Below are 15,397 nucleotides of genomic sequence, written 5' to 3' on the forward strand. Positions count from 1 at the left end.
TGCAAACCCTCTGTTAGACAATGGACTGTGCCCCCAGATGCAAGCCCGGTCGAATTTCCTCTTTCTTAAAGTACTGTCCCCTTCAGTTCAGGTGAAATCTAGAAACCAGTTTGTCTCGTTTATAGCTTCTTCATTTCCCATACCGTTCCCTTTTTAGATGGACAGTGTATCCGATAAATTAATCGGTTATCTGACTCCCAGGAAGGAAACCCTAATGAAACTCTCCAAATATAAAGATCTAAGACGTGTAATAAATCTGAACAAACGCCCTGTGGTTTGTCGTAAGGGGTTGAATAAACAAAAGTATCTCCAACGTTAAATGGGCATGCCCCTACCTTTTCGGTCACCTTGATTTGTACTGGACCCAATTTAGTCCACAGTTCCTTATATTCTTCGGGTGTCAGTTCCTTACAACGACTGATGATGTCCAATATATCCTTCACAGTTGCTCCTCCTTAAAATGTTTTTCTGATACTTAACCTACAACGGCCTTTGCTGTGGCCTCTACTGTAAAAAAGTGGACGTTTCAAACAGGCATTTATTCCTCTAAACACTTTCCAACTACGCACAGTCTGTCATATAACGTTCCGAGGGTTTGCGACGTCGGGTTACTACCCAATATGTATTCTCCGATGTTGCAAACCCTCAGTTATCTGAAGTGTGGCGACCCCATATTCAGAGGTTGCCACGGACGGCAACCCCTATAATTCATTATCGTTGTGTGCTTTTACATTCAGGATCCAATCTCAACAACAATCTTATTCGACCACTGCACACGCAAAGTGCAAATGCTCCAATGCATAATATTTGTCCGTGCGCCCTTGGAAGTAACGACTTTGAATATCGGACGGACTTAAATCTTCACGAAGATGCAATCCAACCTTTTTCAGGTCCTCCTTTAATGAAGAAGGGTTAAAACCAATATTCATCTGCTCGCCAATCTGCTTCGCAGATAACAGCATCCCTTTTACGCGCGGAGCCGATTTGTCTAAGTCAAATGCATCAGTATCAAGATAATCAAAAACAACTATACTACCAACGGGAGAGATGTCAGCGATACTACGTAAAGTGGATAATACTGCATCATAAGATAGGTAATATGTAACACCTAACCAGCTAAAGAAAGACAATGCGGTGGAGTCATAGGATGTTTGAGTAAGCGCTGGCGCTAAATTTTCTCGAGTAAAATCCACTGGAACAAAATGCATTTGGGAAGGAATTTCCCACTTCAATTCTTCAAGTCGATTAAGTTTGAAATTCTGTGTAGCTGGATGGTCAACCTCGAATAACTGAAGTTGCTCTAACATTTCTGTATGTCTAAAAGCAAAACTGTCCAGTCCTGCTCCCAAAATAATATATTGGCATACCCCTTGTTTGATAGCCTCCTCAAGAAGGACTTCTGTATATTGTGCTCTACTAAGAATCTGGGGAGGTCCGTACATCATTTGCATAGAAAACGCCAGAGCAGTAGCTTCGTCGGAAAAAGACGCAGCAAGTTTTGGGTTAAAAGCCTTAAGACCAGCCAATAAATACTGATTAAAGGAATTACATTCCTCAAATTTAAGTAACTTATTGGCCAGAAAGTCATTGAATATTTTGGGGTTAACGTGTTCGGCATGGTAACCTCGAAAATAGGCTGACAACAGAGCAGTGCGACTTACTTGCATTTCTTCCATAATCTATCTCCTCCAAACTTTCGTTCCGGCCATGGATGGACGGCTATTTGCCACATTTCAGAGTCACGGTAGACGCGCCGGTTACCCGGCGCACCCCGCACAGATCCCGGCGTGCGGAACTACCGCACCGGGCTCCTCAGATATGCTCGCTTCCGTAATCGGTTATGCACTTCACGTGCATAACTTTCTTGCTATTCTCTGCAGTGAGGTTTGCACCATTTATCCGGCCCTACATGTCCGGTAGTTGTTTCCTTTGCAGACTACGCATACCTGTTAACCCCTTCCCCACGTGGCCGGCTTTCCCGTCCTCAGATTACTATGAGTTAATCCGAACTCCTATATGCATTGGCCGTCCTCTTTTTCGATTGGATAGACCTACCTGCTCTTTTAGCAGGAGCAACAGGATTCCTCCCAAGTTCCTGATACTTCTCTCCATACATGCCACGTTCTCTGACCCCGACAGACCCTCCGAAACCTTGCCAATAGATCGGTTTCTTTGCTTGGGCTTCCGTGACGTTAAACACGTTGCCATCTGCTCTTTGTCCTTTCGGACACGCGCTAACGGGGCTGAATATGCTTCAGGAGTTACGGTTCTCCCCGTGGCCTATATAGTTCTCTGTGTACGCTTCGCCTTACTGTTACCAGTTTCGACGCAACACTCGATATGGGTGGTTGGCTAGACCTTACCCAGCAAGGACTTTCACCTTGTAAGAAGTACCAAGCTTCGCTTGGCGCACTAACGTCCCGCGAATTCCCGAAGTCTGGTTACTACATTCATATCATCTCAGATTTTGGGAATTCGCTGTTATGTGACGTCGGTTAAGAATACCCTAACGATAAAATCACAAATACTTACTGGTTTAATAGCTCTACGTCTGGATTAAAACGAAGATTATTCAGAATTAAATCTTCGCCATCGTAATCTACATCCGCATATATAGCACCGATAACAACCTGCCTTTGATATTTCATGCTTCTGGTTTCTAATCCAAATCGTGCAGTCAATTTTTGGCCTTCAACACTAAAATGTACGAAATTACCAAATATACATTGATTACTATTAATCGTATCATTCAATGTTGATTGTAAATTCTTAAGACTTACGGTATATTGCTTATTGTTGGTGCTGACATAAGCCATTAATTCACCTGTCTTATCATTACATTCAAGTTTAACCAGTTCATTTAGTTGAGAAATATAATTATTAGATTGATAGCGGCGATCAGAAAAATAATCATTTCCCGATATTTCAATAATATGCAATTCTTCTACAGAATATTGGGTCCCTGAACCGACATAGAGAATAACTGCTAACTCATCCTTTCCGTCAGAGTCAAAATCGCTTACCTGCATTCTGGGTAGGATAAACCTCGTTGTAAGGTATTCCCAATCATAATAATGCTCCCTACCTTCAATACACAGCACTACTCCCGTGGGCTTTTTCCCATAAAGATATATATTTCTCTCTGGTATTGATGATATAAGCGGAAGGTCAGAGGCATTAAACTCATCCCAAGATCCTACGACCTTCTTTTCTTTTTTTGCTATAGAAACCTCATTCTGTTGATTGGATTCACCCCCCTGTGTCAATGAAAGATTATTATCCTTAGTCGAGCATGAGGTTAGAAATAGACATATCCAAATAAGAAATATCATGATAAGTATTACTCTAATTTTAGAATCAATCATCTCTCTTTTCATTTTATCCCCTTTCTCACCCCTATAAGGCTTAGATGTCACATAACGTCCCGAGGGTTTGCGACGCGTCACAACCGCTTTCATCTTTGCAAAGTGTCGCTAAACCCTCTGTTAGGCGATGGACACTTTCTTGACCCGTGAGAGCTACTTTCCTTTTACCCGACAGAATGATTTATTACATCTATTTTACACTTCTGCCCACCCCACAGAGTTTCCCTAACAATAAATTTACCTTTTGGGGCAAGTCCTTTTACCATTCCCTCCATGACATCAAGGCAATATAAGTTGCATGGGCTTTCTGTGCTTAGCCTTTTTGCCAAAGCACAAAGTTTACAAGCGCTAGTCTCGGCTGAAAATCCGTATGGTTCTTGACTTATTTCCCACACAGCGCAGTTAAAAATCTCGGACACCCACGAAAACACATCTTCCTGTTTTTCGATTCCAAACTGTTTGGCTTTTTCATTACCGAACAACATTTGTTCCGAACGCTTCTTTTCTCTTACCTTCCCAAGAATTCCTTCATCGCTAAACCGCTTTACAGCATCTACCAAAACTCCTACGTAGACGTTTTCCAGTACTCTCACCCTTTTTTCCAAATCCATTTGTTGTTTACCCCTAACTAATTTTTGCAAGGACCTAAGCTGTTTCGGTCTTACGTTAAAATTAGTGGGGAGTGCCACAGACTTTGTGACATATTAGGTTAGATTTAACCAGTAATTTTTTCGTGGCAATACCTTTTCCGATCCGAGACACACGTTAACTACAGATACCAACTTGCCCAGTCTTTGATATTCTTTAGGAAGGTCTACTTCAGTGACCAGCTTATTCATGCGGCATTTGCATTTACCCGCAGAATTATATAAGGAACATTCATCGGTTAAGAAGTTCCTTAACTTTCTCCGGCATCGAGACACTGTTTTCCTAACAGAGACGTGATCTTTGTCCAAAATATGAGCAATATCCTCATAGGATAGCTGTACTACATCACGGAATATGTATACAAGTCTAGTATCGTTATCCAGGCAGTGCAATACTCCAGTTAAACATTTATCACACATCTCCTTAATCCACAGGCGTTTGTCATAGTCTTCAAGTATAGGTGCCTCTAACTCCTGTCCATGAAAGTATTTCTGCAAATATCTAACATTGTATATCTTTTCGTTTTTTGCATAATTCGCAACAACACGAGAAGCAATCGTATAAATCCAAGTCGACAGCTTTGATTTTCCCTCAAAAGAGGGAAGGCTTTTTACAATTTCTAGCCACACCTCTTGTGTGGCGTCTTTAGCATGTTCCTCGTTTTGAATCATTCGATAGCAAATCGCCGATACCAATTTTCCGTAGTCTTTTACGATATTATCGAGTAGGGACATCGGTAAACCTCACTTATCCATAAAATCTACTCCAAGAAAGACTACCTACATAGCGCCACTTATAAGAAAGTGTCTGTCGCCTAACGTCCTGCGTATTTCCGAAGTCTGCTTACTACTTTCATATTCTCTCAGATTTTGGGAATACGCTGTTATGTGATGGATGGAGCCCCCATATTCAGAAGTTGCCATGGAGGGCAACTTCTTTCATTCTTAATAGTCAAGCAAATATTATATTTCTTTCAAATAGCATTAGTAATATATATTTGACATTTGTAATGTATATATTACAATATTGATGTGGAGGTGAACTAGGGTTTGATAAATCGCATTAAATTAGCTCGGATGGAGCTTGACCTAACTCAACAACAATTGGCGGATGCTATAGGAGTTACCCGACAGACTATCAATTTAATTGAAAAAGGTAACTATAATCCTTCATTAAAGTTATGTTTAGCTATTTGTTATTCCTTAAATAAAACCCTAGACGACTTATTTTGGATAAAGGAGGAAGATCAATGAAAAGAAAAATTCAAGATGAAAGAATTATTCAAGAAACGCGCAAACAAACTAGCTTAGGATTTACAATTTTATATTTTGGAGTTTTGCTGGATTTGTTATATAGGCAGTTTATTCTTCAAGAACCTGTTTCAAGATATTGGGATTTAGCACTACTGTTTTTTGGAGTAACTTTAATTTTGGCAGCTAAACGTGTAAGCTCTGGCCTTCTTACCAATAAACTTAACTTGAGACGTAATGTACCGTCATCCATCGTTGCTACTGTAGTGTTTTCAATCGTTAATTTTTGGTGGGTTGGTAACAAATCTGCCGTTGAACTAATAATAAGTGGGATTATCTTCTGTATTGGATTCTATGGAATCAATTTATTAATGCAGTATTTTTCAAGCAAAAAGAACGATGATATGTTAAAAGAGGATTAACCTTACTCCTTAAAAAGAAGTTATATTTTATGAGAGAGATGGTGCTGGTTGCACTGTCTTTTTTATGGCCAGAAAATTATCCTACTTTCAATCATCCGGCCATGGATGGCCGGTTTTTGCGCCATCTGTCATATAACGTTCTGTGAATTCCCGAAGTCTGGTTACTGCTTTTATATTATCTCAGATTTTGGGAATTCGCTGTTACGCGATGGAATGTGCCCCCAGATACAAGCTTATTTATCGTATAGCCCTTCAATTATTTTATATTGAGATACGAGCTGCCCATTGTAATAAGCATTTATGTAATATTGAGATTCGATATCTATTTCTTTCCTATCTATGACTATTTCCTTTTTATATATTTCCCCTGGGGCTAGGCCTGTTTTCGTAAATTCACCTTCACTATGATTTTCTGACCAACGCCAAATTAATGAACCAGGATCCCCAATCGTGTTTTCATCTGCTCTAACCACACCTAGATCTATTGAATTACCAACAATTGTAGTTTTATCAGATTTGTTTTGTATCTTGTAGATCACTTGTATGTTTTCGGGATTTGGATAAATTTCAAATTCAAAAAATTTAAATAAGGCTCATCTGGATAACCGGGTGACTTCCACAGCATCATCTCCGTATGGGTCTTGCCACCAGGTTCGTTAAGTGCTTTATCCAAAGAGCTGATAATAGCATTAATTGAAATGAATAGAATTACAATCGCGAAAATTGCAATGAACTTTGGATTTCTAATGAACTTAACGAAATTCAGAATGACGACCCCCAATCATTCGTTTCTTAACATCCTATGAATATACATAGATACGCACATTCTTTCGCGTAACGTCCCGCGTATTCCCGAAGTCTGGTTACTACATCCATCTTCTCTCAGATTTTGGGAATACGCTGTTAGGCGGAGTATCCGTCTTGTAAGAATACTTGCAAGAAAAGTTGGAGATAAACTATGTCCTTTTAAAGTGAATATATATAATAATTTCCATATCATAAAGGAAATCCCTCTATTCTGTCGAAGATTATTGGATAGAAATGGAGGTTGATGTTTATAGTGGAGAGAAAAAGCAGAAAAATTGGGGTTGATCTAGTAAAGGTAAATAACTCAAATGATTTGTCTACAAATCTTGATAAAGTGTTTATATCAATTGAAAGACACTATAATGAGTAATATGACTTTAGATAAGGCTGAAAAATTGACTTTTTGGATAAATGAATGGGGAGCCGATTATTTGAAGAATGAAAGTTCTTTCCCTTATTTAGATTTATTGCGATATGATAGGGGTTGTGCAGTTGAAGCCAATTTAGGTTTTAAAATTGGAAGTGAACAAGGTGGATTACATTATTGTATCGTTTTAGATCATAAAAACGCCAAATCCAATAAGGTTTTGATGGTTGTTCCATTGGAATCTTTGCCTAATAATCAGAAACCTGAATCTATTGATGAAAATTATGAAGTGTTTTTAGGCTATGGTATTTTTAAAGATGATATTAAGAAGATTGAAAGTAGTATTATAGATATATCAAGTAAAATTGAAGTGAGAAAGAGTAACGGATTGGAATTTTCTAGATTAGAAAACACCTTATCAAAATTAGAAAAAGAATTGACTAAATTACAAAAAGGCAGTGTAGCACAAATTGGTCAAATCTGTGCATTAAGTAAGATGAGAATTTATAATCCTAGAGGAATGGGCGATAAATTTAGCACATTTAAATTAGATGATGACAAAATGAAAGAAATTGAGGATAAAATTGCCTATTTATATTTCAAGAGATTTCTTGAAAAAAGTAACATAACGTCTTGTCACGACATATATCCTGAATTTTGCAGTAAAAATATGATAAAAAGCTCTGTCAGTCCAGCATTTATGCGGACTACAGAGCTTTATTTTTTGGTATATTTATGTTGTATATTCAGACCTTATTTGTGGTATTGCAATATTTTTTTAATTTGGGATGTGGACATAATCTTATTCCCTAGGTCAATGCCGAAAACTCTCTCCAACGACTGCAAGATTTCATTCCTGTAATCAAATAGATAGTAATTTTGGTCAAGGTATGAACAGGAATAACGTCTTAGCGACTCCCGTATTTGCTTAACAGTATATCTTTTATCCAATTTGTATTCCAGTATACGTAGGATGAGAAGTGAAACAAAACAGATAAGGAAATGGGCCTTGATGTGGTTCTCGGTTCGGAGATAGACAGGTCTTGCTTTGAATTCACTCTTAATAATTTTAAAAGACTCCTCAATTTCCCATAATCCCTTGTATATGTCGCGGATTTCCCGGTCCGATAGCTTCTTTTCGCTCGTCACGATGGAATAATAACCATCGTATTTTTCTTCTTCCGTAATCTTTTCAAGATTTAACGACAGGTTGATTCCGTCCGGTATTTCACCGGTTTCCTTCACAAACTTTATATTTTTAATATATCCAGCAGCCCCGATACTGGTAGCAGTCGCGGTTATCAAAAGCTTTCTTTTTGGAAGAAGGGAAAAGAAACCGGTTATAGATGAGGAGGCTGAAAATACTGTTTAGGTTGTATTCGATGCTCAGGTGTTTCTGCTTATTCTGAAGAAAAGTATTGATGGCAAGGAGGGAATAAATGCGCTTTGGAATGGCATATCCCAGATTTTTTCTGGACGATGTATTATCTGTAAGGCGCTGGTTAACAGCAACTTCTATTGTCTCGGCAGGAGCAGATCGATTCCGTTCTTCTGCAACAGACTTAAAGTAGTCAATGGGATCGTCATAAACTTTTTCTAATTCATCAAGATAACCGATTTTTTCTATGGTTTTATGCTTAACCTTACCATCAATGCGGTAACCTTGCACGAAGGATAGGAACACCCTTCCGTTACTAACACTCTTTTTAAGAAACATAGCAAACACCTTCATTCAAAGGTATTATATTACAATACACAACATTATATAACATAATAATCCGAAAATATTGACATTAAAATAGCCCGTAACATCGGGCTAAGAGAAGTGTTTTCTACTTATTTTAGTTGCAAAACAACGGTCGGGTTAAAACATTTATATCCTCACCGATGTTGCAAACCCTCTGTTAGGCGGAGTGTCCTCTCTTAGGAGGATAGCTTTAATCCTTTCCTCCTAACATTTTACATCATTCTACAACTATGTCATTATCACCTTCTAAATTGGTAAAATTGGGCATAATATAATTGAACATCTATTCGGAAGGTGATATGATATGGACAAGGAAGTAGATAAAATTAGTAAGGAGGGAGAAGATATGTTTCCTGCTTTGCAAGAACCTATCTATAAAACCTCTAAGACTGACAACTTAAAACAACGAGCCGAGGTTAGAAAACAGAGAACGGATTTACGACACCAAGCAACAAAGAGCGAAGTGCAAAAATACAATGAACATTTTAAAGATTTAGAAGAAGAAACATATAAAACAATCAAGTGATATGGGGAGAAAGTGTAGTGGCAGAGCTCCTTAGGGGAGAAATATACTTTATTAAATTCCCATATACTTTTGATCGAAGATATCCCGACGGAAAGTCGAAATTCGTTTTAGTTCTTCAAGAAGGAGAATATTTTAAAGATTATGATACTGTTGAAGTTTTATTAATAACGAGCGATGCTGAAAGTAAAGGCTTTCTTACAAATGTCACCATAGAAAAAGGAACTACATTATTAAAAATAGAATCTTATGTTGTTTGCGCACAACCTTATCCCGTAAGAAGGACTTTATTCGAAGAAAATAATGTTTGGTGTGCTGGACTGGAAAATTAAGCCCCGAAAAGATGGATGAAGTTGATGAAGCAATCTACATTGGATTGTGCATGGATCAACAAAATATGGACTAAAATTCCTTAAGACCTCCCATGCTGGGGGTCTTTTCTCATTCCCCTACGCAAGATTCATAATCACATTCAAATCGTTCTTAAAGAAGCAGGATAAGAATGCTTGGATAGGACATTTCGCCTAACGTTCTGGGTGTTCCTGTAGCGCCATTCATCCTGCCCGTGAAAGCAAAGATATTCAGATATTCTATCCCTATAAATCAATTAGGATTGCAGATAACGTCCCGAGGGTTTGCGACGTCGGGTTACTACTTTCATATCCTCTCAGATTTTGGGAATGCGTTGTTATCTGAAGGTCGGCGCTCCATAGGAATACCCCAATAAAACAATCTCTTCTAACAATTGCACTATTACGTGATTACGCATATACTGTAATTGTAAATTATTAAAGGGGTGACAATCATGTCAATTGCCTTCCACAAAATTTTCGTTCAAAAACGAAACATTATAAGCCTTCCAAGAGACATCAGAGAGCAACTCAATATTAATGAAGGCGATGTACTCGATATTCGGATAGATAACAATAAAATTATTATTGAACCAATGAAGGTTGTCCCTTCTAGCCAAGCCTACTTCTGGTCCGAAACTACTCAAAACGATATGCTTGAAGCCAAAAATGATGTTGATTCCGCTAATGTTCGCGAGTTTAAGACCATTAGCGAATTTCTTGACGATATTAAACAATGACCAGACGCTTTAAATCTACTCGAAAATTCGATAAGCAGTTTAAACAACTCGACCGAAAGTCTTTCAAACAAGCAGAAAAAGCTATTGAGTTATTCATCTCCGATCCCAACCATCCCTCTTTACGCTATAAAAAAATTCAAGGGACGGATAACTTCTATGAAATCAGTGTTAATATGTCGGTAAGAATTATCATTGAAGTAACTTCTGATGGAAACGATCAGATTAACACGCTTTATGTAATCGGAACCCATGACGAAGTTTTCCCACCAAAGTAGCCCCAGCGGCTAATTTTTTTTCTTTTCTTTCCGCCGACTTTCAGATAACGTTGTGGGTATTTGCGACGCGTCCCAACCGCATCCATCATTGCTAGTGTTGCAAATACCGTGTTGTACGATGCCGTATGCCCCCCGGAGCCGCGCATGCACAGCCGCTACACCCCTTATGTCCTCCCAATGATCTCACTGTACAGCATATTCTCTCCGATGTCGCAAACCCTCTGTTATACGCTGTAGGCCTTCTCTTAAGCATTGCTGGAGGTCATTTTTTTGTGCTTCTAAATACAAATTGTACATCATTTCCAAGGAGTGAGTAATACTCCATCAACTCCAGTGTTCTCTCACGAATTCTTCCTTTAATTGCTTGTGGCATCTGGACTCTACCCTGGCTACCGAAAACTGGGCCTGAGTCTCGCAAATTAAACACTTGGTTAACGAATTCCGATTCTTTCATATGATACTGTAGCCAACCCTTTTGTGACTCAATTAATACCTCTTTCTCTTTTGGGTTCAACTTCGAGAGTAGTTTATTATATATAGCATTCAACTCTGTATCCCACAATTTAATATACTTTGACTCAAGCTCGACCTCAGCAAATGTTGAAAAGTTTTTGGATTGATTCAACTCCTTGAACTCAACTTCATAATCGAGATCAATCGGATTGTTATTTAGTTTATCTACAAGCTTACCCGTCATATCATATACTCCATAATTACCAGAACCACTAACTTGAACTCGCTCACCATTGACTACTTGTTGATCTGCTTCTGGAGAGGGACTACCGTTTTGGGGCTGCGCAGTACCAACTGCTACTTTTCCGCATGATACAAGTAAAAAACTGACAGCAATCAGAATGCAAAATCTAATAATTCTCTGCATAAAAATCCTCCAATAAAAGTATTTTCCAGGCGACCCCGGCAGGCCTATTGCGTATAACGTCCGGGTTTGCGACGTCGGTTACTACATTCATATTTGCTCCGATGTCGCGAAACCCTCTGTTATCTGTAGTGCTGGCAAATCTTTGCTAGCATGACCAAGAAATATATCTTGAATAGAGCTCGTCCCTACAACTATCGGCATTATGAATAACGAGAAGTTCATTATCATGATTTATTCGGATAGTCTGACATTATAACTGTTTCCACCTCATTCGAACCATGTTTCCCATAAACCTTGTTCTTTTCGAATGTAGACAATTTGTCCTATGTGATGTGCATTGTGAATTGCCAAATGGGCTAATGAGTTCCACCAAGATTCATCTCTATCTGGGTGAGTCCGACTATCCAACTTCGCATCATCGCACTTGATTATGGCCTCTTCCCATTGGACAAATAGGTTATCTAATCTCTGCTGCAAATCATCCCAGCTCTCTACAATTTTACCGGAATCTTTAACAAACGTCTCAGCGTTGGACATTTTAAGAGGCGATAAACTACTGTCCTTAAACCTTTGCAAGTAACGTTCATTCCAAAATACTAGGTGATGAATTATACCAAAGATTGAATTTGTAGATTCCCCAACATTTTGGGCAGCCTGTTCTGAAGTTAGTCCTCGAAGAGCAACGCTCAACGGAGCAAACCATCCGTCCTGATCCCGGCAAGACCTCAACTGTGTAAGTAAAATTTCTTTTCGAGTTGACAACCGTATTTCCCTCCCAGCTATTCAGTCATATTAAAGTAATAATACCCCTAAAACATAGACCTAGGCATTACAGATAACGTCCCGTGAATTCCCGACGAGTCCCAACCACTTTATCCTTAGAAATACCTTGATCCATATAAATTGAATACACTATGTCATTGTCTACCCATACTGCAACCGAACGACCATTTTTGTCTTTTCCGATAACTAGACGATAAATGGGACCGGCAGTTGACATACTTATCGAATCGATAGAAGCCGCCATGGACAGCGGCTCCTCAAATAACTCCTTCACTAAACTTCCTCCAACACCATAAAATGAATTCACGTTGTCTTCTAATTCAGCAAAAATCCCTATATCTTCAACTGCATCCGGGGATATTATTGTTTCTGCAGCTCCAGTATCAATCACAATATTTTCAATTACTTTTGTATTCCCACGAAAAGATAATTGGATAGAGGTAAACAAAAGCCCATCCTGAAACTTCATATTCATTAGATTGCTCCTCTAAATCCAAATATTTGCTTAATCTGTACCTCAAGCTTTTCTTTTCCGGTGTGATAAACTAGTTCATCGTCTTTTGTGCGTACTAACTCTCTTGTTGCTTCCCTCTCATCATCAAATGCCTTCACTACTGCCAGATCATCGATGTACCGTACATTATCTTCAATATGAGCCTTTAGTATCTGAATTTTTACAAATCTGTCAGGATATATTTTTCTGACTTCCTCCCATTTCATTAAATACATCACCTCATTAATTCAATATCAATATAATCCCATTATATCATGTTACTTACAATCAAAGAATCATCTTGAAAGCCACTCCAAATATTTAGCGCATGGACGCGCGTCCTCCTGCACCTGATTTCGTATAACGTTCCGCGTATTCCCGAAGTCTGGTTATTACGTTCATATTCTCTCGGATTTTGGGAATACGCTGTTCTACGACGTATCGTGCCCCGTGACTCAGACAGCGCCACGGACGGCGCTGCCTTAAACCCTACCGGCAAAACTTCTTAAAATATATTATTATAAAGATGTTACCCTAAGTTACCATGATTTGCTCATTATCTATATATTAAGATACCCTTCATATATTCTGAATCATTGTGTAAATGAAAGATCCTTTCATTTTCTTCTTTGGTGCAACCAATCAGTATCTTAATTTCCGAATCTCTTTTCATCAAGTCTACAATACAGATTATTGCATCAATTTTCTGTTCATTATGTGTACCTTTCCAAATATCAATGCCTCCGCCATCCATAGACGAAGTATCTTTCAAATACCCGTAATCTACTTCATAAAGAATATCTGGATACTTCGGATGTCTTGTTCCTTTTGGTCTATCGATAATAATTTCAGAATTTGCAACGATTCTATCTAGCGCATTCCAAAATTCTATATTACACTCCATTAGCCTACCTCCACGATAACAAATAATAATCTTCGCCAAAGTAATCCTACAAAATCCTTCCGTTCGCGCCAAGGATGGCGCGGCCTTTGCACGATATGTCGTAGAACGTCCCGAGGGTTTGCGACGTCGGGTTACTACGTTCATATTCTCACCGATGTTGCAAACCCTCAGTTATCCGATGGACCTCGCCCCCAAAGACTGACATTCAATATCCTAGCCACCATATACCTGTACATTCCGGGACAATGGTGAGTCTTTGGTTCACGATATGCTCTGCCAATTCATCACCAAAGAAAAATCTGCTTAGCTCTTCAGCTTCTTCAACAGTGTCAAATTGGTAGTCTGTCCTTATCCACGAGTGGGAGAAGCCATAATTTCTCAACATCTGATAGTATCCTTCGAGGAAAGAAGGTGGATCAGGTTCCTCATACCCTGTTCCGAGCGTCTCTAATATAACGAATGTGCCTCCAGCCCTTAAAACCCGTTTGACTTCGGCCATAATTTTCAGAACGTTATTCTTCCAGTTTTCAACCCCAGACTGTGCGACATAGCAGATGCTCCAACCTGCAACCACTATGTCTGCACTATGGTCGTCAACCGGGAGTACGGTGTGGTCAGCCACCCCAATCTTCCAGTTTTGTTGCCCCATCTTTCGCAGTTTATCTGCTGTGATATCGAGCATGGGTTTTGAAGATCAAAGGCGCCTACCGATTTGGCAACTGGGGCCAACAAACACGTTAATCGACCGGTACCGGCTCCTAAATCTAAGATGTCTTTGTTGGTAAATGTGCAGATTTCGTGTAGGGCTTTTGGTATGCTCTTTAAGTAATCCTCTCTGAGAATTAGGCGTTCGTATTGCTGCGCTTTGAAATCATAAATCTCACGATGGTCGACTGCCACTAAATCCACTCCCCAAAGAATTTGTTTTCACGCGAGGTCTTTCGGATAACGTTCCGCGTATTCCCGACGCGCCATATTACATGCATATTACCAAGTGTCGGGAATACGCTGTTAGACGAAGCGCCGTCACTTCATTATGGTGGGAAAAGGCATAGAACCAAGATTAGATAAACCAAGTTTTGATGATTTGGCCACCTCAACCCATTTAAAATTAAGATTAGTAAACCATTTTTGCCATTCAGCAGATTCATCATTTACTGTCATCATGACATTCCGTGTAATATAGAAAGTTGAGTTATTTGCTGTAATGAGAATTGTAGCCTTGGTCGAGTTATCTTCTTCATAGTCGCTTCATCACAGTTTTTAGAAAACAGATCAATGCGTGATTCAACTTCATGACGAATCATCTTCTTAGGCCGCCAGACAAAATCCTGTGAGTTAGAGTGATTCAGGAACTCTTCCGCTCGTGAGTTTTCAAGACCGATAAAATTCGAATAAAGCCGCAGTTCGAATAAGCCACTCGCTACAGATGCAGCTTGGCTAGTGTAACCACGCAGGCATAGCAAATTCGTTGCACGGAGAGAAGTCAAAGCTTGTTTAAGCAGCATGTGTTGAACATTCTGAACCAAGGTTTGTTCTTTTTCCTTAGAAAACCGAACAATATCTGGTGCATTCCGAAGCAACCAATTACCCCCATTTAGTATAGAAGAAAGTACAATCTTTAAATTTTCCTCTGCAATGCTTTCAACTTCATCCAAAAAGTCTACAAACTCATCCGTATTAATCAAATATACACCTCCGTGCGTTTCGTCTAACGTTCTGAGGGTTTGCGACGTCGGGTTACTACATTCATATCCTCTCCGATGTTGCAAACCCTCTGTTAGATGAAGTCGTCACTACTTGTAGAAATAAGCAATTACTTCGGCCGCGGGCAAGAACAATA

At 39.2% G+C, this 15,397-nt stretch carries 24 protein-coding genes; 6 read left to right on the plus strand and 18 right to left on the minus strand.

The window, feature by feature from the left end:
- Window positions 1–119 precede the first annotated feature (119 nt).
- The 6 genes from UF75_RS19190 to UF75_RS19215 all read right to left on the minus strand — a co-directional run bounded on the left by UF75_RS19190 (window position 120) and on the right by UF75_RS19215 (window position 4,747).
- Entirely contained in the window at window positions 120–443 is a 324-nt protein-coding gene (locus tag UF75_RS19190) for a hypothetical protein (RefSeq protein WP_045576176.1), read from the minus strand.
- A gap of 315 nt (window positions 444–758) precedes the next feature.
- Window positions 759–1,676 carry a class I SAM-dependent methyltransferase gene (locus UF75_RS19195; protein ID WP_045576177.1) on the minus strand — a complete coding sequence of 306 codons (918 nt, stop codon included), beginning with the start codon at window positions 1,674–1,676 and terminating at the stop codon, window positions 759–761.
- 323 nt (window positions 1,677–1,999) lie between these two features.
- Complete coding sequence (locus UF75_RS19200; RefSeq protein ID WP_045576178.1) at window positions 2,000–2,200, minus strand: hypothetical protein; 201 nt, start codon at window positions 2,198–2,200, stop codon at window positions 2,000–2,002.
- A gap of 328 nt (window positions 2,201–2,528) precedes the next feature.
- Window positions 2,529–3,458, minus strand: a complete 930-nt coding sequence (locus UF75_RS19205; RefSeq protein WP_045576179.1) for a hypothetical protein — start codon at window positions 3,456–3,458, stop codon at window positions 2,529–2,531.
- A gap of 71 nt (window positions 3,459–3,529) precedes the next feature.
- On the minus strand, window positions 3,530–3,976 hold the full coding sequence (locus UF75_RS19210) for an L-2-amino-thiazoline-4-carboxylic acid hydrolase (RefSeq protein ID WP_045576180.1): 447 nt from the start codon (window positions 3,974–3,976) through the stop codon (window positions 3,530–3,532).
- Between the two features lie 93 nt (window positions 3,977–4,069).
- Complete coding sequence (locus UF75_RS19215) at window positions 4,070–4,747, minus strand: sigma-70 family RNA polymerase sigma factor (RefSeq protein ID WP_045576181.1); 678 nt, start codon at window positions 4,745–4,747, stop codon at window positions 4,070–4,072.
- Window positions 4,748–5,062: 315 nt separating this feature from the next.
- Between UF75_RS19215 and UF75_RS19220 the strand changes: the two genes are divergently transcribed.
- Both UF75_RS19220 and UF75_RS19225 read left to right on the plus strand, forming a co-directional pair.
- Window positions 5,063–5,266, plus strand: coding sequence for a helix-turn-helix transcriptional regulator (locus tag UF75_RS19220; protein WP_045576182.1), 204 nt, complete (start codon window positions 5,063–5,065; stop codon window positions 5,264–5,266).
- On the plus strand, window positions 5,263–5,685 hold the full coding sequence (locus UF75_RS19225; protein WP_045576183.1) for a DUF6773 family protein: 423 nt from the start codon (window positions 5,263–5,265) through the stop codon (window positions 5,683–5,685). The genes UF75_RS19220 and UF75_RS19225 overlap by 4 nt, the downstream gene beginning before the upstream one ends.
- A 233-nt stretch (window positions 5,686–5,918) precedes the next feature.
- Here UF75_RS19225 and UF75_RS19230 read toward each other — a convergent pair whose 3' ends face one another.
- Window positions 5,919–6,224, minus strand: a complete 306-nt coding sequence (locus UF75_RS19230) for a hypothetical protein (RefSeq protein WP_045576184.1) — start codon at window positions 6,222–6,224, stop codon at window positions 5,919–5,921.
- A 630-nt stretch (window positions 6,225–6,854) separates the two neighbouring features.
- On the opposite strand from UF75_RS19230, the gene UF75_RS19240 reads away from it, so the two are divergent.
- Complete coding sequence (locus UF75_RS19240; RefSeq protein WP_045576186.1) at window positions 6,855–7,721, plus strand: type II toxin-antitoxin system PemK/MazF family toxin; 867 nt, start codon at window positions 6,855–6,857, stop codon at window positions 7,719–7,721.
- On the opposite strand, the gene UF75_RS30360 is transcribed toward UF75_RS19240, so the two are convergent.
- Together UF75_RS30360 and UF75_RS30365 are read right to left on the minus strand one after the other, a co-directional pair.
- The gene (locus UF75_RS30360) at window positions 7,613–8,104 is read right to left on the minus strand and encodes a transposase (RefSeq protein WP_242860343.1); all 492 of its coding nucleotides are present in this window, start codon (window positions 8,102–8,104) and stop codon (window positions 7,613–7,615) included. The two genes, UF75_RS19240 and UF75_RS30360, sit on opposite strands and share 109 nt — an antisense overlap.
- Before the next feature lie 13 nt (window positions 8,105–8,117).
- Window positions 8,118–8,528: a hypothetical protein gene (locus UF75_RS30365; protein ID WP_242860342.1), complete on the minus strand. Its 411-nt coding sequence runs from the start codon at window positions 8,526–8,528 to the stop codon at window positions 8,118–8,120.
- Between the two features lie 382 nt (window positions 8,529–8,910).
- Here UF75_RS30365 and UF75_RS19250 point away from each other — a divergent pair, with 382 nt between their 5' ends.
- From UF75_RS19250 to UF75_RS19260, 3 genes are all read left to right on the plus strand, one after another.
- On the plus strand, window positions 8,911–9,132 hold the full coding sequence (locus UF75_RS19250) for a hypothetical protein (RefSeq protein ID WP_045576188.1): 222 nt from the start codon (window positions 8,911–8,913) through the stop codon (window positions 9,130–9,132).
- Between the two features lie 17 nt (window positions 9,133–9,149).
- On the plus strand, window positions 9,150–9,461 hold the full coding sequence (locus UF75_RS19255) for a type II toxin-antitoxin system PemK/MazF family toxin (RefSeq protein WP_045576189.1): 312 nt from the start codon (window positions 9,150–9,152) through the stop codon (window positions 9,459–9,461).
- 473 nt (window positions 9,462–9,934) lie between these two features.
- Window positions 9,935–10,219 (plus strand): AbrB/MazE/SpoVT family DNA-binding domain-containing protein, encoded by a 285-nt coding sequence (locus tag UF75_RS19260; protein ID WP_045576190.1) that lies wholly within the window; start codon window positions 9,935–9,937, stop codon window positions 10,217–10,219.
- A 232-nt stretch (window positions 10,220–10,451) separates the two neighbouring features.
- Here the strand turns inward: UF75_RS19260 and UF75_RS29660 are convergent, their stop codons facing one another.
- The 9 genes from UF75_RS29660 to UF75_RS19300 all read right to left on the minus strand — a co-directional run bounded on the left by UF75_RS29660 (window position 10,452) and on the right by UF75_RS19300 (window position 15,242).
- Window positions 10,452–10,640, minus strand: coding sequence for a hypothetical protein (locus UF75_RS29660; RefSeq protein ID WP_207642489.1), 189 nt, complete (start codon window positions 10,638–10,640; stop codon window positions 10,452–10,454).
- A gap of 116 nt (window positions 10,641–10,756) precedes the next feature.
- On the minus strand, window positions 10,757–11,374 hold the full coding sequence (locus UF75_RS19270) for a lysozyme inhibitor LprI family protein (RefSeq protein WP_052693442.1): 618 nt from the start codon (window positions 11,372–11,374) through the stop codon (window positions 10,757–10,759).
- A gap of 267 nt (window positions 11,375–11,641) precedes the next feature.
- Window positions 11,642–12,136, minus strand: a complete 495-nt coding sequence (locus UF75_RS19275) for a DinB family protein (protein ID WP_045576192.1) — start codon at window positions 12,134–12,136, stop codon at window positions 11,642–11,644.
- A gap of 67 nt (window positions 12,137–12,203) precedes the next feature.
- Window positions 12,204–12,632 (minus strand): hypothetical protein, encoded by a 429-nt coding sequence (locus UF75_RS29285; protein WP_197079465.1) that lies wholly within the window; start codon window positions 12,630–12,632, stop codon window positions 12,204–12,206.
- Window positions 12,632–12,877 (minus strand): hypothetical protein, encoded by a 246-nt coding sequence (locus UF75_RS19285; RefSeq protein WP_045576193.1) that lies wholly within the window; start codon window positions 12,875–12,877, stop codon window positions 12,632–12,634. Before UF75_RS19285 ends, UF75_RS29285 begins: the two co-directional genes overlap by 1 nt.
- A gap of 329 nt (window positions 12,878–13,206) precedes the next feature.
- Window positions 13,207–13,554, minus strand: a complete 348-nt coding sequence (locus UF75_RS19290) for a hypothetical protein (RefSeq protein WP_045576194.1) — start codon at window positions 13,552–13,554, stop codon at window positions 13,207–13,209.
- A 205-nt stretch (window positions 13,555–13,759) separates the two neighbouring features.
- Window positions 13,760–14,236: a methyltransferase domain-containing protein gene (locus UF75_RS19295; RefSeq protein WP_348983079.1), complete on the minus strand. Its 477-nt coding sequence runs from the start codon at window positions 14,234–14,236 to the stop codon at window positions 13,760–13,762.
- On the minus strand, window positions 14,128–14,454 hold the full coding sequence (locus UF75_RS29290) for a hypothetical protein (RefSeq protein ID WP_197079466.1): 327 nt from the start codon (window positions 14,452–14,454) through the stop codon (window positions 14,128–14,130). Before UF75_RS29290 ends, UF75_RS19295 begins: the two co-directional genes overlap by 109 nt.
- A 263-nt stretch (window positions 14,455–14,717) precedes the next feature.
- Window positions 14,718–15,242: a hypothetical protein gene (locus UF75_RS19300; RefSeq protein ID WP_045576195.1), complete on the minus strand. Its 525-nt coding sequence runs from the start codon at window positions 15,240–15,242 to the stop codon at window positions 14,718–14,720.
- Window positions 15,243–15,397: the final 155 nt, after the last annotated feature.

This window comes from Desulfosporosinus sp. I2 (assembly GCF_000960765.1).
Taxonomy (GTDB): domain Bacteria; phylum Bacillota; class Desulfitobacteriia; order Desulfitobacteriales; family Desulfitobacteriaceae; genus Desulfosporosinus.

Excerpts from the sequence above, each read along its gene's own strand:
- UF75_RS19205 (WP_045576179.1), bottom strand. The coding sequence starts at position 3,458 with ATGAAAGCGGTTGTGACGCGTCGCAAACCCTCGGGACGTTATGTGACA.
- UF75_RS19215 (WP_045576181.1), bottom strand. The coding sequence starts at position 4,747 with ATGTCCCTACTCGATAATATCGTAAAAGACTACGGAAAATTGGTATCG.
- UF75_RS19195 (WP_045576177.1), bottom strand. The coding sequence starts at position 1,676 with ATGGAAGAAATGCAAGTAAGTCGCACTGCTCTGTTGTCAGCCTATTTT.
- UF75_RS19260 (WP_045576190.1), top strand. The coding sequence starts at position 9,935 with ATGTCAATTGCCTTCCACAAAATTTTCGTTCAAAAACGAAACATTATA.
- UF75_RS29285 (WP_197079465.1), bottom strand. The coding sequence starts at position 12,632 with ATGAATATGAAGTTTCAGGATGGGCTTTTGTTTACCTCTATCCAATTA.
- UF75_RS19270 (WP_052693442.1), bottom strand. The coding sequence starts at position 11,374 with ATGCAGAGAATTATTAGATTTTGCATTCTGATTGCTGTCAGTTTTTTA.
- UF75_RS19225 (WP_045576183.1), top strand. The coding sequence starts at position 5,263 with ATGAAAAGAAAAATTCAAGATGAAAGAATTATTCAAGAAACGCGCAAA.
- UF75_RS19295 (WP_348983079.1), bottom strand. The coding sequence starts at position 14,236 with ATGCTCGATATCACAGCAGATAAACTGCGAAAGATGGGGCAACAAAAC.
- UF75_RS19250 (WP_045576188.1), top strand. The coding sequence starts at position 8,911 with ATGGACAAGGAAGTAGATAAAATTAGTAAGGAGGGAGAAGATATGTTT.
- UF75_RS29660 (WP_207642489.1), bottom strand. The coding sequence starts at position 10,640 with ATGCGCGGCTCCGGGGGGCATACGGCATCGTACAACACGGTATTTGCA.
- UF75_RS19240 (WP_045576186.1), top strand. The coding sequence starts at position 6,855 with ATGAGTAATATGACTTTAGATAAGGCTGAAAAATTGACTTTTTGGATA.
- UF75_RS19210 (WP_045576180.1), bottom strand. The coding sequence starts at position 3,976 with ATGGATTTGGAAAAAAGGGTGAGAGTACTGGAAAACGTCTACGTAGGA.
- UF75_RS19290 (WP_045576194.1), bottom strand. The coding sequence starts at position 13,554 with ATGGAGTGTAATATAGAATTTTGGAATGCGCTAGATAGAATCGTTGCA.
- UF75_RS19285 (WP_045576193.1), bottom strand. The coding sequence starts at position 12,877 with ATGAAATGGGAGGAAGTCAGAAAAATATATCCTGACAGATTTGTAAAA.